This window comes from Bosea sp. RAC05, assembly GCF_001713455.1.
Classification (GTDB): Bacteria; Pseudomonadota; Alphaproteobacteria; order Rhizobiales; family Beijerinckiaceae; genus Allobosea.
Window position 1 is genome coordinate 367,250 of the sequence record NZ_CP016464.1, and the last position, 26,963, is coordinate 394,212.

The window sequence follows — 26,963 nt, forward strand, 5'->3', positions numbered from 1 at the left end:
CCGGTTACAGGATGAACCGGCTCAGATCGGCGTTCTTGGCGAGATCGCCGATGCGCGACTGCACATAAGGACCATCGATCGTCACCGTTTCGCCCGAGCGGTCGGGCGCGGTGAAGGAAATATCGTCGAGAATGCGCTCGATCACCGTCTGCAGCCGGCGCGCGCCGATGTTCTCGACGGTCGAATTCACATCCACCGCGATGCGCGCGATCGCGTCGATGGCGTCGGGCGTGAAATCGACCGTGACCTCTTCGGTGGCCATCAGCGCCACCGTCTGCTTGATCAGGCTGGCCTCGGTTTCCGTGAGGATGCGCCGGAAATCGTCGACGTCCAGCGGCGAGAGTTCGACGCGGATCGGCAGGCGGCCCTGCAGCTCGGGCAGCAGGTCGGATGGGCGCGAGACGTGGAAGGCGCCCGACGCGATGAACAGGATATGGTCGCTCTTCACCGCGCCATGCTTGGTCGCCACCGTCGTGCCCTCGATCAGCGGCAGCAGGTCGCGCTGCACGCCCTCGCGCGAAACGTCGGCGCCGCCCTTGCCCTCGCGGGCGCAGATCTTGTCGATCTCGTCGAGGAAGACGATGCCGTTGTTCTCGACCTCGCGGATCGCCGCCTGCACGATCGCTTCCTGGTCGATCAGCTTGTCGCTCTCTTCCGTCAGCAGCGGCCCATAGGCGTCCTTCACCAGGATGCGCCGCGGCTTGCCCTTCTGGCCGAAGGCTTTCCCGAACATGTCGGAGAGGTTGATCGCGCCGATCGAGGCGCCGGGCATGCCGGGAACCTCGAACATCGGCGCAGACGAGCCGGAGCCCGCCGCGATCTCGACCTCGATCTCCTTGTCGTCGAGTTCGTTGGCGCGCAGTTTCCGGCGGAAGGAGTCGCGGGTGGCGGGGCTGGCGTTGACGCCGACCAGCGCATCGAGCACGCGCTCTTCCGCCGCGACATGCGCCTTGGCCTGCACATCCTTGCGCCGGTTCTCGCGCACCAGCGCAATCGCGATCTCGACGAGGTCGCGCACGATCGACTCGACGTCGCGGCCGACATAGCCGACCTCGGTGAACTTCGTCGCCTCGACCTTGAGGAAAGGCGCATTCGCCAGCTTGGCGAGGCGGCGCGCGATCTCGGTCTTGCCGCAGCCGGTCGGCCCGATCATCAGGATGTTCTTCGGCGAGACCTCCTCGCGCAGAGGCCCTTCGAGCTGCTGGCGCCGCCAGCGGTTGCGCAAAGCGATGGCGACCGCGCGCTTGGCGTCGTTCTGGCCGACGATGAAGCGGTCGAGCTCGGAAACGATCTCGCGGGGGGAGAAAGAGGTCATGTCAGGTCTGAATCCTGCTGGAACTGCATGATGAGGACGCCGGGCGTGCGCCCTTCGAGATGGCGAACGGGCCGGAAGCCGGCCTTGCGATAGGCTGCGACGGCGCGCGCATTGGCGGGGTCGGGGTCGATCACGATCGTCTCGTGGCCCTGCGCGACGAGGCTGTTAGCGAAGCGGCGCAAAGCGGCGGAGCCGATCCCCTGCGACAGCTGCTGCGCATCGGCCAGCGAGAGATCGACGCCGACGGCCTCGGCCGGGACCTCGAGCAGCCAGGGGCTTTCCGCGGTCCATTCGGGGATCTGGTGCGGGCCGACGCGCCAGGCCTGGATGTAGCCGGCCGGCTCGCCGTCGAGCGTGATGAGGAAGGGCGAGCAGGTATGGTCACGACCCTCGATCATGTCGCGGATGTAGCCAACTTCGGTCTCCGGATCGCCCCACCATTCCTGCCAGTGCGGCTGCGCGACCCAGCGCGCGAGCATCGGCAGATCGCCGGGCTCGACCGGGCGGAAGGCGATATCGTCGGGGGTTTTCGCACTCACGCGGGCTCTACCGGAGGCAAGCGGTCGCGCCAGCGGCCCAGCGGCAGGGCCGGCAGCAGGGCCCGGCGCAAGGCCCGCCAGCCGGCGGAGAGTGCGAGCACCAGAATGGCGAGGCCCAGCAGGGCCAGCGGGAGGCTGAGATCGCCAGAGACGCTCTGGGAGATCAGATAGGCCACCGCGATGCCAGCATAGCTGAGGGCCGAGACCAAGAGCGCGCGCCGGTCGATGACGAGCGCGACGATGCCGAGCGCCGCGAACAGGCCAAGAATGATCAGGGATTGCGCGGTGCCGAAGCCGCCCGCCGTGCCGACCAGGCCCCGGAATACCGGATGCACGATCAGCCCGGCCGCGAGCAGATGCAGCCAGAACGCGGCATCGGAACGACGCGTCAGGCGGCGCGGGTCGCGCATGTCGAGCCGCAGCGCGAGCGCGAAGACCGACAGGCCGCAAACCGCAAGGATCGGGTTGATGTAAGCCTGCGACTGGGCCGGGGCGATGGCCGAGATCAGGGCGAGCAGCACGCCGATGCCGCCTCCGGCCACCAGCGCCAGATCCACCGGCACGCGAAAACGCCAGTGGTGCAGCAGCGCGGCGCCCGAAAAGGCTGCCGCTGCGAACACCCAGCCGCCATAGAGCAGGGAGGGCAGGCTGAGGCCGGCCGTGAGCTGGGCTACCAACAGGGCCGCCGACGCACTGAACATCACGGCCAGCAGGATCGAGGGCAGGGCGAGCCGCATCCGCCGGGCGAAGACTTCGCTCAGCCCCCAGGCCGCGACGAGCGCCACCGCCGCAAAGGCATCGCCAAAGCCGACGACGCGTGACAATCCGAGCAGCGCGCCGGCCAGCAGGCCGACGCCGATCGCCACGAAGACGTCGTTGAAGCCGCCGATCAGCCGGAAGCGCTCGTCATCGGCATCGATGGCACGGCCGGCCTCGGCGCTGACGCTGTCGCCCAGCTGCGGCGGGGCCGAACTCTGCGCGGCCAGCCGCATCCGCGCCAGATGCGCGATCCGCACGGCCTGAGCCTGGTCGATGATGCCGTCCGCGACCGCCTGCTGCAGATCCTGCTCGGCGATCATGGCGTGTCCAATGTCTCGATGACGAGCGAGTGGTTCGTGTAGACGCAGATGTCGCCGGCGATCTTCATCGCCTTGCGCACGATCGCCTCGGCATCCGCCTCGATATCGATGAGCGCGCGCGCCGCCGAGAGCGCGTAGTTGCCGCCCGAGCCGATCGCCATCACCGAACCATGCTCGCTGGCCTCCGGCTCCAGAACGTCGCCGGTGCCCGAGATCAGCAGCGAAACCTCCTTGTCGGCGACGAGCAGCATCGCCTCCAGCCGGCGCAGATAGCGGTCGGTGCGCCAGTCCTTGGCGAGCTCGACGCAGGCCCTCAGCAATTGGGTGGGGTACTGCTCGAGCTTGGTTTCCAGCCGCTCGAACAGCGTGAAGGCGTCGGCGGTGGCGCCGGCGAAGCCCGCGATCACCGCGCCCTTGGCGAGGCGGCGCACCTTGCGGGCATTGCCCTTCATGATGGTTTGGCCGAGCGAGACCTGCCCGTCGCCGCCGATGACGACCCGCCCGCTCTTGCGCACCATCAGGATGGTGGTCGCGTGCATCAGGGGGGCGTTGCTGGTCTCTGGCATTGCGATTCGGGCCCGGCCTCGGGTGAACAGGAGCCGCCAACATGTTCAGGCTGAAGCCCGGTATCAAGTGCATGGGGCGATAAGGGCCAACTCGCCATTCCCTCAGCCCTCATCCTGAGGAGCCGCGAAGTGGCGTCTCGAAGGATGATCCAGGAGGCTCCGTCACCATCTGGAGCATCCTTCGAGACGCGCTCGTACCGAGCGCTCCTCAGGATGAGGGCTGAGCTGGAGGTCTGCCGTCGCTGCAGGAATTCACGCCGCCCGCTTGAGCCCCACCCGTCCCCAGATCGCGCTCAGCCCTGCCACCAGATGGTCAATATCGGCGTCGGAATGCAGGGGCGAGGGGGTGATCCGCAGCCGCTCGGTGCCGCGCGGCACGGTGGGGTAGTTGATCGGCTGGACATAGATGTCGAAGCGCTCGAGCAGCTCGTCGCTGACCGCCTTGCACAGCACGGGGTCGCCGACCATCACCGGCACGATATGGCTGGGGTTGGCGAGATGCGGCAGCCCGGCGGCGTCAAGGCGCTGGCGCAGCGTCGCGACGCGGTCCTGATGGCGCTCGCGCTCGGTGGTGCTGGCCTTGAGATGGCGGATCGCGGCGAGCGCGCCGGCCGCGACCGGCGGCGGCAGCGAGCTGGAGAAGATGAAGCCCGAGGCGAAGCTGCGGACATAGTCGCACAGCGCCGCCGAGCCGGCGATGTAGCCGCCCATCACGCCGAAGGCCTTGGCGAGCGTGCCCTCGATCACGTCGAGCCGGTGGCTGAGGCCATCGCGCTCGCTGACGCCGCCGCCGCGCGGGCCGTAGAGGCCGACCGCATGGACCTCGTCGATATAGGTCATCGCGCCGAATTCCTCGGCGATGTCGCAGAAGTCCGCGATGGGGGCGATGTCGCCATCCATCGAATAGACCGACTCGAAGGCGATCAGCTTGGGCCGGGCGGGGTCGAGCGCGGCGAGCTTGCGTCTGAGATCGTCGGGGTCGTTATGGGCGAAGATGTGCCGTTCCGCCCGCGAATGGCGGATCCCCTCGATCATCGAGGCGTGGTTGAGCGCATCCGTCAGCACGACGCAGCCCGGCAGGCGCGAGGCCAGCGTGCCGAGCGAGGCCCAGTTCGACATGTAGCCGGAGTTGAACAGGAGCGCGGCTTCCTTGCCGTGCAGATCGGCGAGCTCCTGCTCTAGCAGCACATGGTAATGGTTCGTGCCGCCGATGTTGCGCGTGCCGCCGGCCCCCGCGCCGCAGGAATCCAGCGCCTCATGCATTGCCGCGAGCACGTCGGGATGCTGGCCCATGCCGAGATAGTCGTTGGAGCACCAGACGGTGATCTCCCGCGGGCCACCCTCGCCATGATAGGTCGCGCGCGGGAACTGGCCCGCCTTGCGCTCGAGATCGGCGAAGACGCGGTAGCGGCCTTCCTGGCGCAGGCCGTCCAGTTCCTTGCGGAAGAATGTCTCGTAGTCCATCGCCAGCCTCCTGCGGCGCGCGCTTTCTAAGCTTAAGGCCGGACAGGGGAAATGGCACGCGGTGTCGCGCCCGGCCTTGATCAGGATCAGCCTTCGCGCCGCGCCAGTTCGAGCACGGTTTCGAGCAGCGCCCGGATCGCGATGCCGGCATCGGCCTCCGTCATGGCCTCCAGCGGGGAATGGCTGATGCCCTTCTCGTTGCGCACGAACAGCATGGCGGAGGGACAGAGCGCCGCCATCGCCATCGCGTCATGCCCAGCGCCCGATGGCAGCCGCCGCGGCGCGGGATTGACCCCCGTGCGGGCGATGCCGAGGCTGAGCGCGTCCTGCAAGGCCGGGTCCATCGGGACGGCGTCCGCCCTGGCATAGGGCGTGATGGTCAGCCCGACGCCGCGCCGCTGCGCGATTTCCCCGAAGCGCGCCTCGATGGCGGCGGCCATCGCCGCCAGCGGCTCGTTGCGAGGACAGCGGATGTCGATCGTGAACGCGACGCTGCCCGGCACGACATTGGTTGCTCCGGGATCGACCTGGAAGACGCCGACTGTGCCGACGGCCTGCTCATAGGCGCTGGCGATCGCCTCGACGGCCAGCGCCATTTCGGCGCTCGCCGTCAGCGCATCCTTGCGCAGCGCCATCGGCACGGTGCCGGCATGGCCGGCCTCCCCCGCCACATAGATTCGGGCCTTTCGCTGGGCGTTGATCGCGGTGACGATGCCGACGGGCTCGTTCTCGACCTCGAGCACAGGGCCCTGCTCGATGTGCAGCTCGAGATAGGCGGTCACCGAGCCGCGCCTGCGTGCCAGCGCGGCGATGCCGGAGGGATCGCCGCCGAAGGCCAGCAGCGCATCGGACAGCCGCACACCCTCGGCGTCGCGCGCCTCCAGCCAGGCCAGATCGTAGTCGCCCGCCAGCGCCCCGGAGGTCGACAGATGCGTCGGGAAGCGGACATTCTCCTCGTCGCCGAAGGCCACGACCTCGAGCGCGAAGGGCAGGACGATGCCGGCGTCGCGCAGGGCCTGCGCCACCAGGATGCCGGCGACGACGCCGAGATTGCCGTCGAAGCGCCCGCCATCCTTCACCGTGTCGATATGGGAGCCGATCATGACGGAAGGACCGCCGGGAACCGGCCCCTCGCGCCGGCCCTGAACCGAGCCGGCCGCGTCGATGAAGGCGGTCAGACCCGCGACCTCCATCGCGCCCTTCGTCCACTCCGCGGCCTGCCGATGGGCGGGGGAGAGATAGAGCCGCGTCAGCTTGCCGGGTTCGTCGGAGAAGCGGTTGAGGCCTTCGAGCGCGGCGAAGGCGCGCGCGCCGAGCACGGCGGCGGAGGGAAGCGAGGCGGCCATCGATCGGTCCTAGTAGGTCGCCCGGCCGCCCGACAGGTCGAAGACGCCGCCGGTGGTGAAGCTGTTCTCGGCCGAGGCCAGGAAGGCCACCATCGAGGCAACCTCCTCGGGCAGCAGGAAGCGCCCGCGCGGGATCTTGGCGAGCATGTAGCCGATATGCTCCTCGGTCATCTGGTCGAAGATGCGGGTGCGGGCGGCGGCGGGCGTGATGCAGTTGACCGCGATGTCCTGCGTCGCGAGTTCCTTGCCGAGCGACTTGGTCAGCGCGATCACGGCCGCCTTCGAGGCCGAATAGGCCGAGGCGTTGGGGTTGCCCTCCTTGCCGGCGATCGAGGCGACCAGCACGAGACGCCCGTAATTGCGCTTGATCATGCCGGGGATCACCGCCTGGCAGCAATGCAGCGTGCCGTCGACATTGAGCTTCATCACCCGCGCCCACTCGTCGAGCGGATATTCCCAGGTCTTGAGATTGGCCCCGGCGATGCCGGCGCTGGTGACGAGGATATCGACGCTGCCCTGCCTGGCCTCCAGCGCATCGGCCGCGGCCTTCACGGCCTGCGCATCCGTGACGTCGATGCCGAGCCCGGTCGCCGTCCCGCCGATCTCGGCCGCCGTCTTGGCGGCGAGCTCGCCGTCGAGATCCCAGATCGCGACATGGGCGCCGCTGGCGGCGAATCGCTGGGCGACGGCGCGTCCGATGCCCTGTGCGCCCCCGGTGACGATGGCGGTTCTTCCCTGCAGATCGATCTGGTTCATTGTCGGCCCCTGACTCGTTGGAGGCGCACCCTAAAGCAGGAGGTGAAAGGGTGGGAACCGCTAATTCGATCGGAATGGGGCTCCCGCATCCCGCCGGGACCGGGCCGGCGAGTCGTCGGGCTACTTCTCAGGGCTTTTTGAGACCTGCCGCTGGCACAGCTTGCCCCTGCGCCATCAGCCGGTAGGTCACGGCGGCCGACAGGGCGTAGACCAGCCCGAACACCAGGTTGAGCCAGGGCGCCCAGCCGTCATCGCCGGCAAACCGCAGCAGGACCCAGGACAGCAGCGCCGCCTTCAGCGCGGTGATCGCGCACAAAAGGGCGATGCGCGATCCGGTGCGCTCGCGCGCATAGAGCAGCTCGGCGTGATATTCGACGAGGTTGCGGAAGGCCGGCACCAGCAGCATCGGCAGGAACAGATAGGCGGCCTCCGAAACATTGCGGCCGAGCAGCCCCGGAAAGGGCTTCAGCGCCAGGATCACCGCCGCCAGGCCGCCGATCGAGATCGCCGCGATGCCGAATTCGATCAGCGCGAACCGGCCCGGCCCGCCCGCCAGGCCGCGCTCGGTCATGATCTTCTGCACCAGCATCTGGTTGAAGCTGCGTATCGGCATGGCGGTGAGGTCGATCACCCGCATCGCGATCACATAGAGCCCGGCCGAGCGCTCGCCGGCGAGCGCCAGCACCAGGAGCTTGTCGAGTTCGGCCTGGGCGTAGAACACGATCTCCGCCGCGCTGGCATAGACCGCATCGGCCATCCGGCGGGGATAGAGCCGCCGCACGAAGCGCAGGCGCACCCGCGGCAGGAAGAAGACGAGCGCCACGACCATCGCCGTCATCGTCGCCGCCAGATAGGCAAAGGCCCAGATCTCCAGGCTGCGGTGCCCGAAGCCGACGAACAGCAGGGCCGCCAGCGTGCGCAGCGCCGAGCCGATGATGACGAGCAGCGCCGCCTGACGGAAGCGCCGCAGCCCGTTGTTGACGATGGCGACGACCTCGAGCAGCCGCCAGCACAGGATTTCGGCCAGCAGGACCAGCGCAAAGGGCAGGATCGCCAGCCTTCCGGCGAACAGCAGCCCATAGACCAGCGCCGCGGCGAGCAGGATCAGCGGCAGCGAGGCGAGGGACAAGCCGGCGAAACCGGCGAGATAGGCCCCGAGAAGCCGCGGCTTGACGGTGGCGATCCGGTAGACCGGCGAGACGAATCCGAAGGCCAGCAGCCGCGACAGGATCAGCCCCGTCGCGGAGGCTGTCGCGAACAGCCCAAAATCGCCGAGGGTCAACGTATTCGCAACGATGAGGAAGTAGACAAGGGAGATGACGAGCCTGCCGGCGGAGCCGCTCAGGATGGTGAGGTAGGCGAGGATGGCGGCGCGGTCTGGCAGCATGGGGTCCGTTTCGCGACGCAGGCGTCTTTCTGAGGTCGTCTGGCCCGGCCTGTGCCTGCCTGCGACCGCCCGTCCACGATGTCCTAGCCGAGAGGCGTTGAGCGACCCTAAACGAAACGGAACCGTCCTGGCCCATGCGACAGCTTGAACCGGACCGACACAGCGCCGGACCGATGCAGCGCGAGGTCGCTCGCGACCCATCGACTTGGGCGACGCCTCGGGCCCCGCGATCGGCGGGCGAGGACCTGAAGAGTGAAGCGTAGCGTCATGTTCACCACCGAGACCGTCGTCAGCGAGCCGGAGCCGGGGCAGCAGCCGCGCGAGCGCCGCCGCGTCGTGCGCGCCGCCGCCCCCGAGATCGTCTCCCGTCTGACGGATCCCGTCTGGCTCGCCCGCACGCTCTGGGCGCGCAAGGGGCTGATCGTGCTGGCCGCGGTCGTCGGCGCCGTGCTGGCGGCGCTGGCCAGCCTCATGGTTCCGCCGAGATACGTCTCGACGGCGCAGCTCTTCATCGACCCGCGCGACCTGCGCGTGCTGCAGAACGAAGTCTCGCCCAACGTCACCGGCGGCGACCCGACCTCGATCACCAGCTATCTCGAGAGCCAGGCCCGCATCATCGCCTCCGACAGCATCAAGACCCCGGTCGTGCAGAGCCTCGGCCTGGACAAGGACCCGGAATTCGGCGGCGAGGCACCGCGCTCGGGCCTGTCGCAGCTGCTCTGGGGGTGGCTGCCCGGGCGCGGTGCCCCCTCCCGGGACGGGCTCGTCTATGCGCTGGCGGTCCTCGACAAGAATGTCAGCGTCCGGCGTGGCGAGCGGACCTTCGTCATCGACATTTCGGTGACCGCCCGCGAGGCCGACAAGGCGGCCCGCATCGCCAATGCGCTCGCCGAGACCTATCTGGAGAACCAGGCGACGGTGCGCGCCGACGCAGCCCAGCGCGCGACCAACGCCCTGACCGCGCGTCTCGAGGAATTGCGCAACCGCCTGCGCACCGCCGAGGACAAGACCGAGCGCTACAAGGAGGCCAACAACATCGTCGGTGTCGGCGCCGGCCGCTCGATGACCGATGAGCAGCTCACCCTCAACAACGCCCAGCTCGTCGCGGCCCGCACGCGGCTGACGGAGGCGCGCGCCAAATACGACCAGATCAGCGCCGCCCGACCGGCCGGCATCGAGGCCGGCGCGATTCCCGAGGCCGTCGCCTCCCAGACCATGACGGCCCTACGCGCCCAGCTCGGCGCCACCCTGGCCCGCGAGGCCGATCTTCTGGCCTCGCTCGGCGCCCGCCACCCGGCGCTCGCCGCCGTGCAGGCCCAGACCCGCGACGCCCGCCGGCAGATCGCCGACGAATTGTCGCGTATCTCGCGTTCGGCCAAGGTCGAGCTCGACCGGGCGATCGAGGCCGAGCGCCAGCTCTCGCTGCGCGTCGAGCGGCTGACCGCCACGCAATACGCGGCCGGCCGCGCCTCCGTCGAGCTGCGCGAACTGGAGCGCGAGGTCGAATCCTCGCGCGTCGTCTACGACGCCTTCCTGCGCCGTGCGCGCGAAACCGGCGAGCTCGCCGGCATCGACACGACCAATGCCCGCGTCATCAGCGCGGCGATGCCGCCGCTGGAGAAGAGCGGCATCAGCCGGCGCACGCTCGCGGTGCTCGGCGGTGTCGCCGGCGGTGGGATCGGCGTCGCGCTGGCGCTCGGGCTCGCCCTCTTCGGCACGCTGCCGCGCCCCGCGCCGCGCCGGGCCCCGAGCCCGCGGAGCCGGCCGTCGCGACCGGCGCCCCACGCCCGCGCCCGAGGCGAAGCCGTCGACCGGGTCGTTGATGGCCGTGCCGCCGGCCGCCTCTCCCGTGCCGCCGGCCGCCGCGCCGAAGGCGGGCTGGCGGCGCTTCGTCTCGATCCAGGGTGGCCAGACCGAGCGCGTCCCCGACCTGCTGCGCACGGCCGCTGCGCCGCTGCTGGCAAACCTGCCGGCCGTTCGCCACCGCCGCTGGCGGCGCGACGATGGTGAAGTCCGCTCCGTGTTCCAGGCCAAGACCCATCTCGTCGACGTGCTCGACAAGCCCAATGGCGGCTTCGCCAAGGCGGTCCGGGCGGTGCGGACGGCGCTCGCCGGAGGGGGCCCCGAGCCCGACCGGCGCCGGATCCTGATCCTCGGCCTGCGACCGGACGCTGGCGCCTCGACGCTGGCGCTCAATCTCGCCCTCGATGCCGCCCTGGCCGGCCTGCCCGCCATGCTGGTCGATGCCGGCGCGGGCGACGACAGCCTGACGCGCGTCTTCGCGCCGGAAGCGGCGGCGGGCCTGCACGACATCGTCACCGGCCGGGTCGGATTGGTTCGCGCGGCGCTTCAGGACGAGGGCACAGACCTGTTCTTCCTGCCGCGCGTCGGCCGGGCCGATCAGGTCCCCGCGCAGCAGATCGAGAGCGGCTTCCTCGACCGGGCACGTCGCTTCGGGCCGATCGTCATCGACGGCGGCGCGGTCGGCACGGATGGTCTCGCCCAGCGCTTCGCCGAAGTCGCCGACGACATCGTCCTGGTCCTGCGCGAGGGCGCCGTCGGCCAGAGCGATCTCGCGACCGCGACCGCAGCCCTCGGCGACCAGGCGCAGAAGCTGCGCGGCTTCGTCGTCAACGAGGCGTGACGCGGAGGACCGGCGTCCGGGACTTCGCCTATGGCTGCGTCTCGCCGGCCTTCCGGGCGTCCTTGGTGCCGCGCCCGACCGTCCGCCCGAAGAGCGGGCCGGCCGTGATCATCACCAGGAACACGCGGATGATGTGGTGAGCCGCCACGAAGGCCACCTCCGTGTGCAGGGCCAGCGCGATCAGGCTCATTTCGGCCAGCCCACCGGGCGAATAGGCCAGGATCAGCGGCACGTGGCCATGCACCGAGACCTTCGCCACAAGCCAGGCGAAGGTGAGCGTCAGAGACAGCAGGATCACGGTCGACCCGGCGGACAGGGCGAGCACGCGCAGGATGGTGCGTGGCGGCGTGCCGACGAAGCGGCAGCCGATGGTGATGCCGAGGATGAGCTGGGCGGCGTTGACGATCTCGAAGGGCGGCACCGAGTCGCTCAGGCCCGAGACATGGACGATCGCGCTGACGATCATCGGCCCGAGCAGGAACTTCGCCGGCAGCCGCAGCCACTCGCCCAGCACGATCCCCGCCACGCCGCAGGCGAGCAGGACGAGTTCGGCCAGGAGCGGCGTCTCGAAGACGGAGGGCCCGGCCACGCGGTTGCCGCCGATCGGGACGCCGCCGATCCATTGCACGATGAAGGGCAGCGTCATCACGACCAAGAGGATGCGGGCGGAGTGGATCAGCGCGATGATGCGCGCGTCGCCGCCCTTCTCCTCGCCGAGCGTCACCATCTCGATCAGCCCGCCCGGCATCCCCGCGAAGAAGGCCGTGACGGGGTCGAACCCCGCGACCTTGCGGAAATAGGCGACGCAGGCGACGGCGCAGGCGATCATGAACAGCACGAGGCCTGCCAGCGTCGGCAGCCAGTTCGGCAGTTGCGCGACCACCTCGGGCTTGAAGCCGGCGCCGAGCATGACGCCGATGACCATCGTCATCGGCGGGCGGATGACGGAAGGCGCCGCCACCGGCCAGCGCAGCAGCGCGGCGGCCGTGCAGGCCACCATCGAGCCCAGCATCCAGGGCAGCGGCAGGCGCATGAGCACGAAGAGATAGCCACCCAGCCCGCCGATCAGCAGCGCCAGCGCGAAGCGCCGATACGGAAAGCGGGCCGGATGCAGCCCCCGCACGCCCGAGGCGAAATCGCTCAGAAGGGTCCTCACCGCAGGCAGTCCGCCCGGCTCGCAACGCCCGGCGCGACGGCCGGGCGAAGGCCTTGGACAGCGGATCGGGAAGCGGCCGACATGCAGGCTCCGGCGTGGTGGCGATGCGGTGCCCTCCTAGACCGTAGGGGCGGGGCGCGAAAGTCCGTGCGGGACATGCCGCGTCTGCCTGTCCGGCGCATCGCCGCGACACAACCCCGGCATGTGCGGCCGGCTCTGGCGCCGCTCCGCGATTTCACCGATCACTCTTGCGGGGAAACACCCGGCCGGGCCTCGACGCCCGAGACCGACGGTCGAGGGCGATGAGCGAAGAACGGCAGACCGGGCGCGAAGATCGTCTGGCGCATGGCGACGGTTCGGTCGAGATCGAGGCTCCCGCATCCGTCGCCGACACGGTGGCGGCCGGCGCAGCCGCCGCGACGGCCGACGCTCCCGATGCCATCGTCGCGGTCGAAGCACGGCCCTCCGGGCGGGCCCGCCTGACGCGCTGGTGGAGCACTGCCAGCCCCAATCTGCGCGGCTCGGCCTATATGATGGCGGCGCTGCTGGTCTATGCGGTGATGGTCGGAGCCATCAAGCATGTCGGCGGGGTGATCCCGCTGGTGCAGATCCTGCTCATCCGGCAGATCGTGATGAGCCTCGTCCTGCTCGGCGTCTCGCGCGGCGGCCTGCGGCCGATGCTGCGCACGCGCCGGCCGGGCCTGCAGATCGTCCGCAGCATCCTGACGCTGACCGCGATGCTCTGCGGCTTCACCGCCGTCATCCAGATCCCGCTGGCGCAGGCGACCGCGATCGGCTTCAGCCAGGTCCTCTTCGTCACCATCGCCGCCGTCATCGTGCTGAAGGAGGTCGTCGACGCCCGCCGCTGGATCGCGACCGTGATCGGCTTCCTCGGCGTGCTCGTCATGTTGAAGCCGAGTGGCGACGGCCTCGACGCCTTCGCCCTGCTCGCGGTGGCCGGCGCGCTGCTCAATGCCGGCATCACCGTCAGTGTCCGCATGCTGGCCGCGACCGAGCGCACGGACACGATCCTGATCTGGCAGGGCATGGTGATGATCGCGGCGCTCGCCATCCCGAGCTGGCTCTGGTGGGTCCCGCCCGATGCCACGCAATGGTTCTGGCTGATCGTGCTCAGCCTGTTCGGCACCGCCGGGCAATGGCTGATCACGCGGGCCTACCAGGTCGGCGAGGCGGCGGCGCTCGCCCCGCTCGACTTCAGCCGCCTGCTGCTGGCGAGCTTCACCGGCTTCGTCTTCTTCGCCGAGATCCCCGAACTCTCGACCTGGATCGGGGCGGGCATCGTGGTGGGCGCGACGCTCTACACCATCCGCAAGAACGCCCGCACCCTTCCCCGCGAGCCGGCGACGCCCTGAGGGCCGCCACGCGGCGGATTGCCCGGCGCCCGTCGCCGGGGTTATGAATCGGCGCACGCGGGCCCGATCCGGCCTCATTCGCGCGCGTGCAGACCCGACGCGAAGGAGCCGCCCATGCGCATCGAGAACGACCCGAAGCTCGATTTCCGCGACGTCCTGATCCGCCCCAAGCGCTCGACGCTCGGCAGCCGCGCCGAGGTCGACGTCTTCCGCTCCTTGCGCTTCGCCCATACCGGGCGTGACTGGACCGGTTTTCCGCTGATCGCGGCGAACATGGACGTGGTCGGCACCATGCAGATGGCGCGCGCCCTGTTCCGCCACGGCGCCATGGTGGCGCTGCACAAGCATTACGGCCCCGAGGAACTCGCCGCCTTCTTCCGCGAGCCGGAATCGGCCAACGCCTTCTTCTCGCTTGGCACCACCGAGGCGGACCATGACAAGCTCGCGCGCGTCCATGCCCAGTCGCCGATCGGGAAGATCTGCCTCGACGTCGCCAATGGCTATACCGAGAAGTTCGTCGAGACGGTCAAGGCGACCCGGGACGAGTATCCCGATGCCGTGATCATGGCCGGCAATGTCGTCACCGGCGACATGACCGAGGCGCTGATCCTGGCCGGGGCCGACATCGTCAAGGTCGGCATCGGCCCCGGCTCGGTCTGCACCACCCGCAAGATGACCGGCGTCGGCTATCCGCAGCTCTCGGCGATCATCGAATGCGCCGATGCCGCCCATGGGCTCAAGGGTTTGGTCTGCGGCGACGGCGGCGTCACCGTGCCGGGCGACCTCGCCAAGGGCTACGGCGCCGGCGCCGATTTCATGATGCTCGGCGGCATGCTCGCCGGCCATGACGAATGCGAGGGCGACATCCGCTATGAGGAGCGCGACGGCGAGAGGGTCCCGGTCGGCATGACCTTCTACGGCATGTCCTCGGACACGGCGATGAAGCGCTATTCCGGCGGCGTCGCGAAATACCGCGCCTCCGAGGGCAAGACCGTCGAGGTGCCCTATCGCGGCCCGGTCGAGGGCACGATGCAGGAGCTGATGGGCGGGGTGCGCTCGGCGATGACCTATATCGGGGCGGTCCGGCTCAAGGAGGTGCCCAAGCGCACCACCTTCATCATGGTCGGCAGCCAGCTCAACACCGTCTTCGGAGGATAGCTTTGCAGGCTGGCGTATGCGCCGTTCTCGTCCACGTCTCCGACATGGACGAAGGTATGTCGTGGTATCGAAACGCTTTTCCTCATGCTGCGCTTGAGGTCAGCTACCCGTCCGGCTTTGCCTTCTTGAAGATCGGGATGACCCAGCTCGAGATCGTTCCCGCCGACGACAAGGTCGGCAGCGGCGCCGCTGGTTCGGTCGTCTATTGGTGGACGGATGACTTCGAGAGGTCGCTGGCCGGCTTGAAGGCGGCCGGCGCGGTCCTTTACCGCGGCCCATTGAAGATCGACCACGAATTGTGGATGTGTCAGCTGCGCGATCCATGGGGCAACTGCATCGGCATCCGGGGTCCGCTTGCCGGAGATCGATGGGGCACCGTGCCTTGAGCGACATCGACCCGCTACCGCTGGCGGCGCGACTGTTGCATAGTCGCGCCCTTCGAGAAGCCGACGGCCGCATGGGCCCGGGGGAGAGACGACGATGATGAAGACAGTTCTGGCGGCCACCGCCGCCCTGGCGGCGAGCGCCTCCGTGGCGAGCGCCCAGCAGCTCGCCCCGAGCCCGACGCTCGACGCGATCAAGGCCCGCGGCCATATCGAATGCGGCGTGCATCTCGGCCTGCCCGGCTTCTCCTTCGCCGACGACAAGGGCGAGTGGACCGGTCTCGACGTCGACTACTGCAAGGCGCTGGCCGCCGCCGTCCTCGGCGATGCCAAGAAGGTCAAGTTCACGCCGACCTCGGTGCAGCAGCGCTGGCCGATCCTGCAGTCGGGCCAGGTCGACCTGCTCTCGCGCAACTCGACCATCACCTTCTCGCGCAACGCCTCGCTCGGCCTGAACTTCCAGGGCATCAATTTCTACGAGGGCCAGACCTTCATCGTCCGCAAGGCGACCAACGCCAAGAGCGCGGCCGATCTCGACGGCGCCTCGGTCTGCGTCGCCGCCGGCTCGACCGAGGAGAAGAACGCCTCCGACTGGTTCCTGGAGCGCAACCTCAAGGTCACCATCACCAATTTCCAGAAGAACGACGACGCCATCGCCGCCTATGACGCCGGCCGCTGCGACGCCTACACCGCCGGTGTCGGCGCGCTCGCCGGCCAGCGCGTCAAGCTCAAGGTCCCCGGCGACCACATCATCCTGACCCAGCCGATCTCGAACGATCCGCAGGGTCCGGTCACCCGCTGGGGCGACGAGCGCTGGCAGCTGATCGTGCGCTGGGTGCTGAACGGCACCATCGCCGCCGAGATGCTGGGTGTCACCTCCGCCAATGTCGACCAGATGAAGGCGAGCTCGAAGAACTCGGAAGTCCGCCGCCTGCTCGGCGCCGAGGGCAATTTCGGCGCGATGATGGGCCTGTCCAACGACTGGATGTACAACGCCATCAAGCAGGTCGGGAATTACGGCGAGAGCTTCGAGCGTACCGTCGGCATGGGCTCGACGCTGAAGCTCGAGCGCGGCCAGAACCAGCTCTGGACCAAGGGCGGCCTGCTCTTCACCCCGCCCTTCCAATGAGAGAGTAGGGCTGTCATTCCGGGGCATGCCGCAGGCATGAACCCGGAACCCACGACTGGGTCGTTCGACTGCCGGTGGCGTCGGGCGATCACCCGGTCATGGGTTCCGGGTTCTTCGCTTCGCGAAGCCCCGGAATGACATCCCCGACCAGGATGACGCTCGCATCGTGACCAGAGCCCTCGCCCTCCTCAATGACAAGCGCGTGCGCGACGTGGTCTATCAGGCCGCGCTGCTGCTCGGGCTCGCGGCCCTGACGGTGTTCTTCGTGCGCAACGCCTCGGAGAACATGGTCAAGGCCGGCATCGCCTCGGGCTTCGACTTCCTCTGGCGCAATTCGGGCATCGACGTGCCCTTCGTGCTGACGGGCTACACCCGCTCCAGCACCGTGCTCGACCTGTTCTGGGCCGGCGTCGCCAACACGATGCTGGTCACCGTCGTCGCCATGGTGCTGGCCACCGCGCTCGGCTTCCTCGTCGGCATCGCGCGGCTCTCCTCGCACTGGCTGCTCTCGACGATCGCCGGTGCCTATATCGAGTTCGTTCGCAACATCCCGCTGCTGTTCTTCGTGCTGTTCTGGTATTTCGGTGTCATCGCCGCCCTGCCGGCGCCGCGTGACAGCGTCAGCGTCTTCGGCGTCGCCTTCCTCAACAATCGCGGCCTCACCATCCCGCTGCCCGAGGCGCCCGCGACCTTCCGCTGGGCGGTCGCGGCGATCCTCTTGTCCTGGATCGCCCAGGCGCTGGTCGCCGCCTGGGCCCGCCGCCGCAAGGAGCGCACGGGGCAGGACGCGCCGGTTCTGGCGATCGGGCTCGGGCTGGTCGTGGTCCTGCCCGTTCTCGCCGTGACCTGGGCGAGCCTCGCGACGGGCTGGGATGTTCCCGTGCTGCGCGGCTTCAACTACCGCGGCGGCTTCGTGATCATCCCCGAATTCGTCGCGCTGCTGGCGGCGCTCGTCACCTATACGGCGGGCTTCATCGCCGAGATCGTGCGCGGCGGCATCCAGGCCGTGCCGCGCGGCCAGACCGAGGCCGCCGCCGCGCTCGGCCTGCGCCCGGGGCGCATCCTGCGGCTCGTCACCATCCCGCAGGCCCTGCGCGTGATGATCCCGCCGATGACCAACCAGTATCTCAACGTGCTCAAGAACTCGTCCTTCGGCGCGGCGATCGCCTATCCCGACGTGGTCAGTCTGTTCATGGGCTCGGCGCTCAACAACACCGGCCAGGCGATCGAGATCATCGCGATGACGCTCGCCGTCTATCTCGTCATCGGGCTGGCCGTCTCGGCCTTCATGAACTGGTACAACGCCCGCATCGCCCTGGTGACGCGATGAGCGCAGCCTCCGCTTCACTCTGGCGTCAGCGCCTGTTCGGCACGCCCGCCACGGCGGTCGTCACCCTGCTGCTGGCGGCGGCGATCGCCTGGCTGGCGATCCCGATCATCCGCTGGGCGCTGATCGATGCGAGCTGGTCCGGCACGACGCGCGCCGATTGCGCGGCCGGCGGCGCCTGCTGGGTCTTCGTCAAGGCCCGCTTCGGCCAGTTCATGTACGGGCTCTACCCGCAGGGCGAGCGCTGGCGCGCCGATCTCGCCGGCATCCTCTTCGCGCTCGCCACCGCGGCCATCGTTCTCGCGCCGCCACGGCTGCGGCTGAAGGCGGTGGTCGCGGCGCTGGTCGTGCTGCCGCCGCTCGGGATCTGGCTTCTGGCGGGTGGTTTTGGACTGCGGCCGGTCGAGACCCGCGAATGGGGCGGGCTGATGCTGACCCTGTTCATCTCGGTCTATGCCAGCCTGATCGCGATCCCGCTCGGCATCCTGCTCGCGCTCGGGCGCCAGTCGCAGCTGAAGGTGGTCCGGCTGGTCAGCGTGCTCTTCATCGAGTTCTGGCGCGGCGTGCCGATCATCGCGGTGATCTTCCTCGCCTCGCTCCTGCTGCCGCTGATCCTGCCCGGCGGCGTCGGCATCGACCGGCTGGCGCGCGCCGTCATCGGGCTCGGCCTCGTCATCGCCGCCTATATGGCGGAAGCGGTGCGCGGCGGCCTGCAGGCGCTGCCGCCCGGCCAGCGCGAGGCCGCGACTGCGCTCGGCCTGACCTACTGGAAGGCGACCGGGCTGATCATCCTGCCCCAGGCGCTGCGCATCTCGCTGCCGGCGATGACCAACGAGTTCATCGCGCTGGTGAAGAACACCACGCTGGTGCTGGTGGTCTCGATCCTCGACCTGCTCGGCATCGCCCAGGCCTCGCTGGCCGACCCCGCCTGGGTCGGCATGAACATGGAGGCCTATGTCTTCTCGGGCTCGATCTACTGGCTGATCTGCTTTGCCCTCTCGCGCTGGAGCCGCCACCTCGAACTGTTGGGCCGACGCCAGCACCGCTGAAGCGACATTCGCCCAACGAAAAAGCCGGCCGCGAGGCCGGCTTTTCTGCATCAGACGCAGGCGTTGCGTTCAGGCGCGGACCTTGCTGCGGTCGCGGCGGCGGTCGGCGGCCGGCTGGTAGGCGATGCGCGCATGGTAGCTGCAATAGGGCATGCCGGTCTGCGAGCGCCCGCCGCAGAAGCGGAATTCCGGCGTGGTCGGATCGCCCATCGGCCAGCGGCACATGTATTCGCGCAGATCCATGATGGTGACGCGCTCGGAGAAGGGGATCACCACATCCTCCGACGGGGCGGGCGCCGGCTCGGCCTGGGCTTCCGGCTCGGGAGCATATTGCGGCGCGAGCGCATTGGCGCCGCGCGTCATCGCGCCCGGGTTGGAGGACGGACCGCTCATCGGATGGCTGGGCGAGCGCGTCGGCGCCTTGCGGGGCGCGGCCGTGCGCGGGGTGCTCGCGGCGGCCGGGTTCTTGGCGCGCCCGGACAGGCCGAGGCGATGCACCTTCCCGATCACGGCGTTGCGCGTCACGCTGCCGAGCTCGGCGGCGATCTGGCTGGCGCTGAGCCCGTCGCTCCAGAGCTTCTTCAAAAGCTCGACGCGCTCTTCCGTCCATGCTCCGGCTTCGTTCATCGGCTCACCTGTCTTCTCCGGACGGCTCCTGGCGGAACCACCCTCTGGGCGGATCGGGGCGGAATCCGATATCCCCGGCGCCCGTCGCAAGACGGAAGCCGTTACAGTCGAAACTGACGGATACTGGGGTCGCCACACGAAATGTCGTATCTGACGAGGCAGACCCTACAAGATGCTCTGACTCGGCGACAAGAGTCGGCGAATCCGAAAACGCCTTTTCCCCAGTCGATTCGTCAATCCGGGCAAAACCGAATCCTTTCGGCAACACTGCCGCAGCGGCCGGGTGGTGGCCCCGTCGGGTGGCGGAATTGACAGGCGCCATGCCCTTTTGCATAGTTGCAATGTGAAGCCGCCGCCCTTTCGGGCGGCGCTTATGTTTTACGGATCAGGGCATTTTCATCGATGCGGATGACGGCGCGACGAGAAACCGGACTCTGGCTGCGACGATAACGTCGTCGCCGGGTCGCATGCGGCTGCGCAGCTGAGGCTGGCGCCGTCTCGCCCGGACCACCGTTTTCAGTCCGGCGCACTCCGTTTTCCACCATCGCCCGTCGCGAGGATCGCATCCCATGGCCTCTGCCCCTGTTTCCGCTTCTGCCGCTCCGTCCGTTCTCCTGCCGACCTATGCGCGGGCTCCTGTCGCCTTCGAGCGCGGCGAGGGCCCCTGGTCGATCACCGCCGACGGCACCCGCTATCTCGATTTCGGCGCCGGCATCGCGGTCAATGCGCTCGGCCACGCCCATCCGCATCTGGTCGAGGCGCTGACGACCCAGGCCGGCAAGATCTGGCACACCTCGAACCTCTACACGATGCCCGAGGGCGAGAAGCTGGCGCGGCGCCTCTGCGAGGCGACCTTCGCGCAGCGCGTCTTCTTCGCCAATTCGGGTGCCGAGGCCAACGAGGCCGCCATCAAGATGGCGCGGAAATACCATGCCGCGAAGGGTCATCCCGAGCGCTACCGCATCATCACCTTCGAGGGCGCCTTTCATGGCCGCACGCTGGCGACGATCGCGGCCGGCGGCCAGCAGAAGTATATCGAGGGCTTCGGCCCCAAGGTCGACGGCTTCGACCAGGTCCCGTTCGGCGACCATGCGGCGCTGGAGGCCGCGATCACCGACGAGACGGCCGCGATCATGATCGAGCCGATCCAGGGCGAGGGCGGGCTGCGCTCGGTGCCGCCGCAATGCCTGCGGGGCCTTCGCACGCTCTGCGACGAGCGCGGGCTGCTGCTGATCTTCGACGAGATCCAGACCGGCGTCGGCCGCACCGGCAAGTTCTTCGCCCATGAGCTCTCGGGCGTGACGCCCGACATCATGTCGGTCGCCAAGGGCATTGGCGGCGGCTTCCCCATGGGCGCCTGCCTCGCCACGGAAGAGGCTGCCTCGGGCATGACGCTCGGCACGCATGGCACCACCTTCGGCGGCAATCCGCTCGCCATGGCCGTCGGCAATGCGGTGCTGGACGTCGTCCTGGCGCCGGGCTTCATCGAGAAGGTCGGGCAGATCGCGCTGCGGCTGAAGCAGTCGCTGGCCGAGCTCAAGGACAGGCACCCGCAGGTCATCGCCGAGATCCGCGGCGAGGGCCTGATGCTCGGCCTCAAGCTGCATACGCCGAACACCGATTTCGTCACCGAGGCGCGCGCCGCCGGCCTTCTCGTCGTCGGCGCCGGCGACAATGTCGTGCGCCTGCTCCCGCCGCTGATCATCGGCGAGGCGGATGTGGCCGAGGCGGTCGCCCGTCTCGACCGCGCGGCGAGTGCCGTCGAGGCCTCGCTGAAGCGGCCCGCGGCCGAGTAGCACCGGCCACGCCCCCATCTGGCAAGCGAAGGATGCGCCCGTGACGCGCCATTTCCTCGATCTCTCCGATTTCTCCGAAGCCCAGCTGCGCGCGATCCTGCGCGCCGGCGAGGAGATCAAGGCCCGCCGCCGCACCCCGGCGGCTGCCGCCGACCGCCTGCTCGAGGGCAAGGTCGTCGCCATGGTCTTCGAACAGCCGAGCCTGCGCACGCGCGTCTCCTTCGACGTCGGCATCCGCGAACTCGGCGGCTCGCCGATGATGGTCACCGGTCGCGAGATCGAGCTGGGCGAGCGCGAGACCATCGCCGACACGGCCCGCGTGCTCTCGCGCTATGTCGACGCCATCATGATCCGCATGCTCGACCATGACGCCGTGGTCGAGATGGCCCAGCATGCCACCGTCCCGGTGATCAACGGGCTGACCAAGCGCCAGCATCCCTGCCAGGTCATGGCCGATGTCATGACCTTCGAGGAGCGCAAGGGCCCGATCAGGGGCAAGCGCATCGCCTGGACGGGCGACACCAACAACGTGCTGACCTCCTGGATCCACGCCGCCGGCCGGCTCGATTTCGAGCTCGCCATCGCCACGCCCGCCGAACTGGCCCCGCCGCCGGCGCTGCTCGCCTGGGCGAAGCAGCAGGGCGCAAAACTGTCCCTGACCACGCGGCCGGAAGCGGCGGTCGAGGGCTCCGACTGCGTCATCACCGATTGCTGGGTCTCGATGGGCGATGAGGAAGGCACGCGCCACAACCTGCTGCGGCCCTACCAGGTCGACGAGCGCCTGCTCGGCCGGGCCGAAAAGGACGCCATCTTCATGCATTGCCTGCCGGCCAGCCGCGGCGAAGAGGTCACCGATGCCGTCATGGACGGCCCGCAATCGGCCGTCTTCGACGAGGCCGAGAACCGCCTGCATGCGCAGAAGGGCATCCTCGCCTGGTGCTTCGGCGGGGTTGCCGCCTGATGGACGGAACCGACAGCGGCGCGGGGCATTCCGCGGTTGAAGGCTTGGCTGCGCTCGACGACCGGGTCGTCCCCTTCACCGTGCCCGATCTGGACGTGCGCGGCCGCGTCGTGCGGCTGGGCGCCTCGATCGACACGATCCTCGCCCGGCACGGCTATCCGGAGCCCGTGGCGCGCGTGCTCGGCGAGGCGGCGGCGCTGACCGTGCTGCTCGGCACGGCGCTGAAGTTCGAGGGCCGTTTCCAGCTCCAGACCAAGAGCGACGGACCGATCTCGATGCTCGTGGTCGACTTCAACGCGCCCGATGTCTACCGCGCCGTCGCCCATTTCGATGCGGAGCGGCTGGCGGAGGCGGAGGCTGCGGGCCGCCTCTCGACGGGCGAGCTTCTCGGCGAGGGTCACCTCGCCATGACGGTCGACCAGGGCTCGGCCACCACCCGCTACCAGGGCGTCGTGGCGCTGACGCGCCAGAGCCTCGAGGAGGCGGCGCACCAGTATTTCCGCCAGTCGGAGCAGATCCCGAGCCGGGTGCGCCTCGGCGTCGGCTCGATCGTCACCGGCGAGGGCCGCCAGTGGCGGGCCGGCGGCCTGCTCGTGCAGTTCATGCCGCATTCGGTCGACCGCCTTCGGGCCGCCGACATCCACCCCGGGGATGCCCCGCAGGGCCACGAGATCCTGACCGCCCCGGACCCCGACGGCATCAGCGACGATGCCTGGGCCGAAGCGCGCTCGCTCGTCGAGACGGTCGAGGATCACGAACTGCTCGACCCGCTTCTGGAGAGCGAGCGCCTGCTCTATCGCCTGTTCCACGAGCGCGGCGCCCGCGTCTTCGAGCCGGTTCTCGTCCATGAGGACTGCCGCTGCTCGCGCGAGCGGGTGCTCGGCATGCTCCGGGGCTTCGCCCCGGAAGACCGCGGCGCGATGGTCGCCGATGACGGGCAGCTCGCCGTGACCTGCGAATTCTGCTCGCGGCGCTATGTGTTCACGCCCGGCGAGGTCGAGGACGGCCTGTCCGCCGGGGCCTGACCGGCCGGCCGCAGGGAGCGGGACCGATGACGCGCCCCATCACCACGATCGGCTTCGACGCCGACGACACGCTCTGGCAGAACGAACGCTTCTTCCGCCTGACCGAGGAGCGCTTCGTCGCCCTGCTCGGCGACCATGGCGCCGCCGCCGAGATCTCCGGGCGGCTGCTCGAGGCCGAGCGCCGCAACCTCGCCTTCTACGGCTTCGGCATCAAGGGCTTCGTGCTCTCGATGATCGAGACCGCGATCGAGATCACCGACGGCACCGTCCCGGCTGCCGTCATCGGCGAGATCCTCGCCGCCGGCCGCGAGATGGCGGCCCATCCGGTCGAGACCCTGCCGCAGGCGCGCGAGACGCTGGAACGGCTCGCCGCCAGCCACCACCTCGTCCTGATCACGAAGGGCGATCTCTTCGACCAGGAGCGCAAGCTGGCGCAGTCCGGTCTCGGCGAGCTGTTCCACGGCGTCGAGATCGTCAGCGACAAGACGCCGGAGGTCTACCGCCGCATCTTCGAGCGCCATGGCGACGGCCCGCAGCGCGCGATGATGGTCGGCAATTCGCTGAAGTCGGACGTTCTGCCGGCCCTTGCCGCCGGCGCCTGGGCCGTCCACATCCCGCACGAGCTCACCTGGGCGCTGGAGCATGCCGAGGAGCCGGTCGGTGTGCCGCGCTACCGGCGCCTCTCCCGTCTGTCGGCGCTCGACGAACTCGTCGGGCTGATCGAGGCGGACGCGGCGGCCGGGTAGGTCGCCGCCGGGCGTGCCCTATCCCCGGCACTCCGCCATCAGCTTGCGCATGAAGGCCTCGCCCGCGGCGAACTGCTCCAGCGAGATGTACTCGTCGGGCTGATGCGCCTGGTCGATCGAGCCGGGACCGCAGACGATGGTCGGCAGCCCCGCGCGCTGGAAATGCCCGGCCTCTGTCGCATAGGCGACCGCGATGGTGCGGTTGCGGCCGGCGAGCCGCATCACCAGCGTCTCGGCCTCCGAACCCGGATCGGGCGCCAGGCCGGGAACGTCCGAGCTCATCACCGTCTCGATGGCAGCCGAAGGCGCCGTCTTGCGCATCCGGGCGAGAACCTCCTGCGACAGCGCCGCGAAGCGCGCCGGCACGTCCTGCGGATCGGAGCCCGGCAGCGTCCGCACCTCCCAGGAGAGGTCGCAGCGATCGGCCAGGATGTTGCGGGCGATGCCGCCATGGAACTTGCCGACATGGACGGTGTCGTAGGGCGGGTCGAAGCGCCCGCTGCCGTCGGGGTTGGCCTCCAGCTCGTCGGCCATCGCCACGAGCCCGGCCGTGAGCCGGATGCCGCCATGCACGGCGCTCGCCCCCAGATGCGGTTTGGAGGAATGCGCGGCGACGCCGGTGATCGTCGTGAAGAAGGTGCGGATGCCCTTATGCGCGTCGGCGAGTTCGAGCGAGGTCGGCTCGCCGACGATCACGGCGCGGGGCCTGGGCAGGTCGATGCCCATCCGGGCGATGCCGTCGACGACGCCGAGGCAGGTGACCTCCTCGTCATAGGAGAAGAACAGGTGGATCGGCGTCTTGAGATCGGCTGCCAGGAAATCCGGCACCAGTGCGAGGGCCAGCGCGATGAAGCCCTTCATGTCGACCGCGCCGCGGCCATAGGCCTTGCCATCCTCGATGTGCAGCGTGAACGGGTCGCGGCTCCAGGCCTGGCCCTCGACCGGCACGACATCGGTATGCCCCGACAGCAGCACGCCGCCCCGGTCCTGGGGGCCGATCGTGGCAAACAGCGCCGCCTTGTCGCCGGTGGCGTTCGGGATGCGGATCGAGGAGACGCCCCAGCCCGCGAGATAGGCCTCGACGAAGGCGATCAGCTCCAGGTTGGATTTGTGGCTCACCGTGTCGAAGGCGACGAGCCGGGCGAGCATGTCCAGCGGCGCGATGCGCTGGCCCGTGGAGGAGGACAGGGTCAATGCAGGACCTTCTTCACATAAGGGGAATCGAGCGGAAACAGCGGCACCGCGACATCGAAGATCGTGCCGTCCTCCGCCAGCATGGCATAGAAGCCGCGCATCGAGCCGTCCGGGGTCATCAGCGGACAGCCGGAGGTGTAGCTGTAGCTCTCGCCCGGCCGCAGCACCGGCTGCTGCCCGACGACGCCTTCGCCGCGGACCTCATGGACCTCGCCGCGCCCGTCGGTGATGAACCAGTGCCGGCTCATCAGCTGCACCGTCCGCACCGAGAGATTGAGGATCTCGATGGTATAGGCCCAGAAATAGCGGCCCTGCGCCGGAGAGGATTCACCCTCCATGAAGCTCGGCACGGCGGTCACCCGCACGCCCTGCGTCTCAGCCTGATACATCGCGACGGCTCCGTCCTGATGCGCCCGGCCCGGCGGGCCGCAGACTTGTTAGCGACGCCGGGGCGCAAGGGTCAATGCCGGAGCCCGCCATTCTCGCGTGGACAACCTGCGCCACCGCCGCCTCGCCGCGGCGTCTGCGCTTGGCCTTGGCACGCGACTTCGCTAGGCGTGACCGATTGTCCTTCCGGGATTTCGCATGCTGAACGTCCTCCCCGGCATCCAGCCCGACCACTGCATCCGCGCCTTCGTCGAGGCCGGGGCGATCCGCCTCGCCCATCCGCCGGCCGAGGGCCAGATCCAGCCCGCCAGCCTCGACCTGCGCCTGGGCGAGAAGGCCTATCGCGTCCGTGCGAGCTTCCTTCCCGGTCCCGACCGCACGGTCCGGCGCCGGCTGGATGATCTCGCCCTGCACGAGATCGACCTGACCCGCGGCGCGGTTCTGGAGACCGGCTGCGTCTACATCGCCGAGCTGATGGAGGGGCTGAAGCTCCCGGCCGGCCTGCGCGCTGCGGCCAATCCCAAGAGCTCGACCGGCCGGCTCGACGTCTTCACCCGCATCATCACCGATTGCGCCCGCGAATTCGATCTGGTCGAAGACGGCTACGAGGGGCCGCTCTTCATCGAGATCTCGCCGCGCACCTTCCCGGTGCTGGTGCGCTCGGGCTCGCGTCTCTCGCAGATCCGCTTCCGCGCCGGTGAGACCAGGCTCGATGACAGGGCGCTGGGCGAACTGCACAGGGCTGAGACCCTGGTCACGGCGGCCGAGCCCTCCTTCCAGGGCGGTGTCGCCGTCAGCGTCGATCTGTCCGGCTTCGACGGGCTGATCGGCTATCGCGGCAAGCACCACACCGCGCTGATCGACGTCGACCGCGTCGGCGCCTACCGCGCCTCGGAGTTCTGGGAGCCGATCCCGAGCGACGGCTCGCGCGCGCTCATCCTCGATCCCGGCCAGTTCTACATCCTCGCCTCCAAGGAGGCGGTCCATGTCCCGCCGGACTATGCCGCGGAGATGACGCCTTTTGACGCGCTCGTCGGCGAGTTTCGCGTGCATTACGCCGGCTTCTTCGATCCTGGTTTCGGCCATAGCGGCGCCGGCGGCCAGGGTGCGCGCGCCGTGCTCGAGGTGCGCTCGCGCGACGTGCCCTTCATCATCGAGGACGGCCAGATCGTCGGCCGGCTGGTCTATGAGGCGATGGCGAGCCGCCCCGCCGCGCTCTATGGCGCCGGGCTGAAGTCGAACTATCAGGGCCAGGCCCTGAAGCTCTCCAAGCATTTCCACGACTGAGCCCGGCACCGCGCATCGCGCGGCGCCGCCCGCGATTCCCGGATGACACCCGCCGCAGCAGGCGCTATGAACGTCCTGCTTCGCGCCGCCTCACGGGCCGCTGCGACGCATGCGGGCGTAGTTCAGTGGTAGAACGTCAGCTTCCCAAGCTGAATGTCGTCGGTTCGATCCCGATCGCCCGCTCCAATCCCCCTTCATGTTCGGCTCGACCTTTCCCTCACAACTCCGCGGAAGGTTTTGGCGTGCCCTGCGCATGAAAAAACCTCCGG

25 protein-coding genes and 1 tRNA gene are annotated in these 26,963 nt (G+C 69.2%); 14 read left to right on the top strand and 12 right to left on the bottom strand.

What is annotated here, in order from left to right:
• Positions 1 to 4 precede the first annotated feature (4 nt).
• The 8 genes from hslU to BSY19_RS05280 form a co-directional block, all read right to left on the bottom strand.
• Positions 5 to 1,315, bottom strand: coding sequence for an ATP-dependent protease ATPase subunit HslU (gene hslU, locus BSY19_RS05245; RefSeq protein WP_069053223.1), 1,311 nt, complete (start codon positions 1,313 to 1,315; stop codon positions 5 to 7).
• Entirely contained in the window at positions 1,312 to 1,854 is a 543-nt protein-coding gene (locus BSY19_RS05250; protein WP_236840474.1) for a GNAT family N-acetyltransferase, read from the bottom strand. The genes hslU and BSY19_RS05250 overlap by 4 nt, the downstream gene beginning before the upstream one ends.
• Positions 1,851 to 2,933 (bottom strand): hypothetical protein, encoded by a 1,083-nt coding sequence (locus BSY19_RS05255; protein WP_069053224.1) that lies wholly within the window; start codon positions 2,931 to 2,933, stop codon positions 1,851 to 1,853. The genes BSY19_RS05250 and BSY19_RS05255 overlap by 4 nt, the downstream gene beginning before the upstream one ends.
• On the bottom strand, positions 2,930 to 3,499 hold the full coding sequence (gene hslV / locus BSY19_RS05260; protein WP_069053225.1) for an ATP-dependent protease subunit HslV: 570 nt from the start codon (positions 3,497 to 3,499) through the stop codon (positions 2,930 to 2,932). Before hslV ends, BSY19_RS05255 begins: the two co-directional genes overlap by 4 nt.
• Before the next feature lie 252 nt (positions 3,500 to 3,751).
• Positions 3,752 to 4,963 (bottom strand): 5-aminolevulinate synthase, encoded by a 1,212-nt coding sequence (gene hemA, locus BSY19_RS05265; protein ID WP_069053226.1) that lies wholly within the window; start codon positions 4,961 to 4,963, stop codon positions 3,752 to 3,754.
• 86 nt (positions 4,964 to 5,049) lie between these two features.
• Positions 5,050 to 6,309 carry an allantoate amidohydrolase gene (locus BSY19_RS05270; protein WP_069053227.1) on the bottom strand — a complete coding sequence of 420 codons (1,260 nt, stop codon included), beginning with the start codon at positions 6,307 to 6,309 and terminating at the stop codon, positions 5,050 to 5,052.
• Between the two features lie 9 nt (positions 6,310 to 6,318).
• Positions 6,319 to 7,065: an SDR family NAD(P)-dependent oxidoreductase gene (locus BSY19_RS05275; protein ID WP_069053228.1), complete on the bottom strand. Its 747-nt coding sequence runs from the start codon at positions 7,063 to 7,065 to the stop codon at positions 6,319 to 6,321.
• 127 nt (positions 7,066 to 7,192) lie between these two features.
• On the bottom strand, positions 7,193 to 8,452 hold the full coding sequence (locus tag BSY19_RS05280; RefSeq protein ID WP_069053229.1) for a lipopolysaccharide biosynthesis protein: 1,260 nt from the start codon (positions 8,450 to 8,452) through the stop codon (positions 7,193 to 7,195).
• 252 nt (positions 8,453 to 8,704) lie between these two features.
• Between BSY19_RS05280 and BSY19_RS05285 the strand changes: the two genes are divergently transcribed.
• Both BSY19_RS05285 and BSY19_RS27445 read left to right on the top strand, forming a co-directional pair.
• Complete coding sequence (locus BSY19_RS05285; protein ID WP_150129499.1) at positions 8,705 to 10,462, top strand: GumC family protein; 1,758 nt, start codon at positions 8,705 to 8,707, stop codon at positions 10,460 to 10,462.
• A gap of 10 nt (positions 10,463 to 10,472) precedes the next feature.
• Positions 10,473 to 11,096: a hypothetical protein gene (locus BSY19_RS27445; protein WP_150129500.1), complete on the top strand. Its 624-nt coding sequence runs from the start codon at positions 10,473 to 10,475 to the stop codon at positions 11,094 to 11,096.
• A gap of 28 nt (positions 11,097 to 11,124) precedes the next feature.
• Here BSY19_RS27445 and BSY19_RS05290 read toward each other — a convergent pair whose 3' ends face one another.
• Positions 11,125 to 12,252 carry an AbrB family transcriptional regulator gene (locus BSY19_RS05290; RefSeq protein WP_210184406.1) on the bottom strand — a complete coding sequence of 376 codons (1,128 nt, stop codon included), beginning with the start codon at positions 12,250 to 12,252 and terminating at the stop codon, positions 11,125 to 11,127.
• A gap of 302 nt (positions 12,253 to 12,554) precedes the next feature.
• Between BSY19_RS05290 and BSY19_RS05295 the strand changes: the two genes are divergently transcribed.
• From BSY19_RS05295 to BSY19_RS05320, 6 genes are all read left to right on the top strand, one after another.
• The gene (locus BSY19_RS05295) at positions 12,555 to 13,625 is read left to right on the top strand and encodes a DMT family transporter (RefSeq protein WP_069053231.1); all 1,071 of its coding nucleotides are present in this window, start codon (positions 12,555 to 12,557) and stop codon (positions 13,623 to 13,625) included.
• Between the two features lie 114 nt (positions 13,626 to 13,739).
• Positions 13,740 to 14,783 (top strand): GMP reductase, encoded by a 1,044-nt coding sequence (locus tag BSY19_RS05300; RefSeq protein WP_069053232.1) that lies wholly within the window; start codon positions 13,740 to 13,742, stop codon positions 14,781 to 14,783.
• 44 nt (positions 14,784 to 14,827) lie between these two features.
• Positions 14,828 to 15,169, top strand: coding sequence for a VOC family protein (locus BSY19_RS05305; protein WP_069056875.1), 342 nt, complete (start codon positions 14,828 to 14,830; stop codon positions 15,167 to 15,169).
• 94 nt (positions 15,170 to 15,263) lie between these two features.
• On the top strand, positions 15,264 to 16,295 hold the full coding sequence (locus BSY19_RS05310) for an amino acid ABC transporter substrate-binding protein (RefSeq protein ID WP_150129502.1): 1,032 nt from the start codon (positions 15,264 to 15,266) through the stop codon (positions 16,293 to 16,295).
• Between the two features lie 166 nt (positions 16,296 to 16,461).
• Positions 16,462 to 17,625, top strand: coding sequence for an amino acid ABC transporter permease (locus BSY19_RS05315; RefSeq protein WP_236840475.1), 1,164 nt, complete (start codon positions 16,462 to 16,464; stop codon positions 17,623 to 17,625).
• Positions 17,622 to 18,671 (top strand): amino acid ABC transporter permease, encoded by a 1,050-nt coding sequence (locus BSY19_RS05320; RefSeq protein ID WP_069053234.1) that lies wholly within the window; start codon positions 17,622 to 17,624, stop codon positions 18,669 to 18,671. Before BSY19_RS05315 ends, BSY19_RS05320 begins: the two co-directional genes overlap by 4 nt.
• A 69-nt stretch (positions 18,672 to 18,740) precedes the next feature.
• On the opposite strand, the gene BSY19_RS05325 is transcribed toward BSY19_RS05320, so the two are convergent.
• The gene (locus BSY19_RS05325) at positions 18,741 to 19,298 is read right to left on the bottom strand and encodes a GcrA family cell cycle regulator (RefSeq protein ID WP_069053235.1); all 558 of its coding nucleotides are present in this window, start codon (positions 19,296 to 19,298) and stop codon (positions 18,741 to 18,743) included.
• 569 nt (positions 19,299 to 19,867) lie between these two features.
• Here BSY19_RS05325 and BSY19_RS05330 point away from each other — a divergent pair.
• The 4 genes from BSY19_RS05330 to BSY19_RS05345 are packed head-to-tail and all read left to right on the top strand — an operon-like array spanning position 19,868 to position 23,826.
• Positions 19,868 to 21,094, top strand: a complete 1,227-nt coding sequence (locus BSY19_RS05330) for an aspartate aminotransferase family protein (RefSeq protein ID WP_069053236.1) — start codon at positions 19,868 to 19,870, stop codon at positions 21,092 to 21,094.
• A gap of 40 nt (positions 21,095 to 21,134) precedes the next feature.
• Positions 21,135 to 22,055 (top strand): ornithine carbamoyltransferase, encoded by a 921-nt coding sequence (gene argF / locus BSY19_RS05335; protein WP_069053237.1) that lies wholly within the window; start codon positions 21,135 to 21,137, stop codon positions 22,053 to 22,055.
• Positions 22,055 to 23,080, top strand: a complete 1,026-nt coding sequence (locus tag BSY19_RS05340; protein WP_069053238.1) for an Hsp33 family molecular chaperone — start codon at positions 22,055 to 22,057, stop codon at positions 23,078 to 23,080. Before argF ends, BSY19_RS05340 begins: the two co-directional genes overlap by 1 nt.
• 26 nt (positions 23,081 to 23,106) lie before the next feature.
• Entirely contained in the window at positions 23,107 to 23,826 is a 720-nt protein-coding gene (locus BSY19_RS05345; protein ID WP_069053239.1) for an HAD family hydrolase, read from the top strand.
• An 18-nt stretch (positions 23,827 to 23,844) separates the two neighbouring features.
• On the opposite strand, the gene argE is transcribed toward BSY19_RS05345, so the two are convergent.
• Entirely contained in the window at positions 23,845 to 25,020 is a 1,176-nt protein-coding gene (gene argE, locus BSY19_RS05350) for an acetylornithine deacetylase (protein ID WP_257785736.1), read from the bottom strand.
• Positions 25,017 to 25,409 (bottom strand): Co2+/Mg2+ efflux protein ApaG, encoded by a 393-nt coding sequence (gene apaG / locus BSY19_RS05355; RefSeq protein WP_069053240.1) that lies wholly within the window; start codon positions 25,407 to 25,409, stop codon positions 25,017 to 25,019. The genes argE and apaG overlap by 4 nt, the downstream gene beginning before the upstream one ends.
• Positions 25,410 to 25,605: 196 nt before the next feature.
• On the opposite strand from apaG, the gene BSY19_RS05360 reads away from it, so the two are divergent.
• Positions 25,606 to 26,694, top strand: a complete 1,089-nt coding sequence (locus tag BSY19_RS05360; protein ID WP_069053241.1) for a 2'-deoxycytidine 5'-triphosphate deaminase — start codon at positions 25,606 to 25,608, stop codon at positions 26,692 to 26,694.
• Between the two features lie 111 nt (positions 26,695 to 26,805).
• Positions 26,806 to 26,880, top strand: a tRNA-Gly gene (locus tag BSY19_RS05365).
• Positions 26,881 to 26,963: the final 83 nt, after the last annotated feature.

Coding starts and splice junctions, on each gene's coding strand:
- BSY19_RS05295 (WP_069053231.1), top strand. CDS start 12,555: ATGAGCGAAGAACGGCAGACCGGGCGCGAAGATCGTCTGGCGCATGGC.
- BSY19_RS05330 (WP_069053236.1), top strand. CDS start 19,868: ATGGCCTCTGCCCCTGTTTCCGCTTCTGCCGCTCCGTCCGTTCTCCTG.
- hemA (WP_069053226.1), bottom strand. CDS start 4,963: ATGGACTACGAGACATTCTTCCGCAAGGAACTGGACGGCCTGCGCCAG.
- BSY19_RS05320 (WP_069053234.1), top strand. CDS start 17,622: ATGAGCGCAGCCTCCGCTTCACTCTGGCGTCAGCGCCTGTTCGGCACG.
- BSY19_RS05275 (WP_069053228.1), bottom strand. CDS start 7,065: ATGAACCAGATCGATCTGCAGGGAAGAACCGCCATCGTCACCGGGGGC.
- BSY19_RS05280 (WP_069053229.1), bottom strand. CDS start 8,452: ATGCTGCCAGACCGCGCCGCCATCCTCGCCTACCTCACCATCCTGAGC.
- apaG (WP_069053240.1), bottom strand. CDS start 25,409: ATGTATCAGGCTGAGACGCAGGGCGTGCGGGTGACCGCCGTGCCGAGC.
- BSY19_RS05325 (WP_069053235.1), bottom strand. CDS start 19,298: ATGAACGAAGCCGGAGCATGGACGGAAGAGCGCGTCGAGCTTTTGAAG.
- BSY19_RS05340 (WP_069053238.1), top strand. CDS start 22,055: ATGGACGGAACCGACAGCGGCGCGGGGCATTCCGCGGTTGAAGGCTTG.
- BSY19_RS05360 (WP_069053241.1), top strand. CDS start 25,606: ATGCTGAACGTCCTCCCCGGCATCCAGCCCGACCACTGCATCCGCGCC.
- BSY19_RS05300 (WP_069053232.1), top strand. CDS start 13,740: ATGCGCATCGAGAACGACCCGAAGCTCGATTTCCGCGACGTCCTGATC.
- hslV (WP_069053225.1), bottom strand. CDS start 3,499: ATGCCAGAGACCAGCAACGCCCCCCTGATGCACGCGACCACCATCCTG.
- hslU (WP_069053223.1), bottom strand. CDS start 1,315: ATGACCTCTTTCTCCCCCCGCGAGATCGTTTCCGAGCTCGACCGCTTC.
- BSY19_RS05310 (WP_150129502.1), top strand. CDS start 15,264: ATGATGAAGACAGTTCTGGCGGCCACCGCCGCCCTGGCGGCGAGCGCC.
- BSY19_RS05270 (WP_069053227.1), bottom strand. CDS start 6,309: ATGGCCGCCTCGCTTCCCTCCGCCGCCGTGCTCGGCGCGCGCGCCTTC.
- BSY19_RS05255 (WP_069053224.1), bottom strand. CDS start 2,933: ATGATCGCCGAGCAGGATCTGCAGCAGGCGGTCGCGGACGGCATCATC.
- BSY19_RS05305 (WP_069056875.1), top strand. CDS start 14,828: ATGGACGAAGGTATGTCGTGGTATCGAAACGCTTTTCCTCATGCTGCG.
- BSY19_RS05345 (WP_069053239.1), top strand. CDS start 23,107: ATGACGCGCCCCATCACCACGATCGGCTTCGACGCCGACGACACGCTC.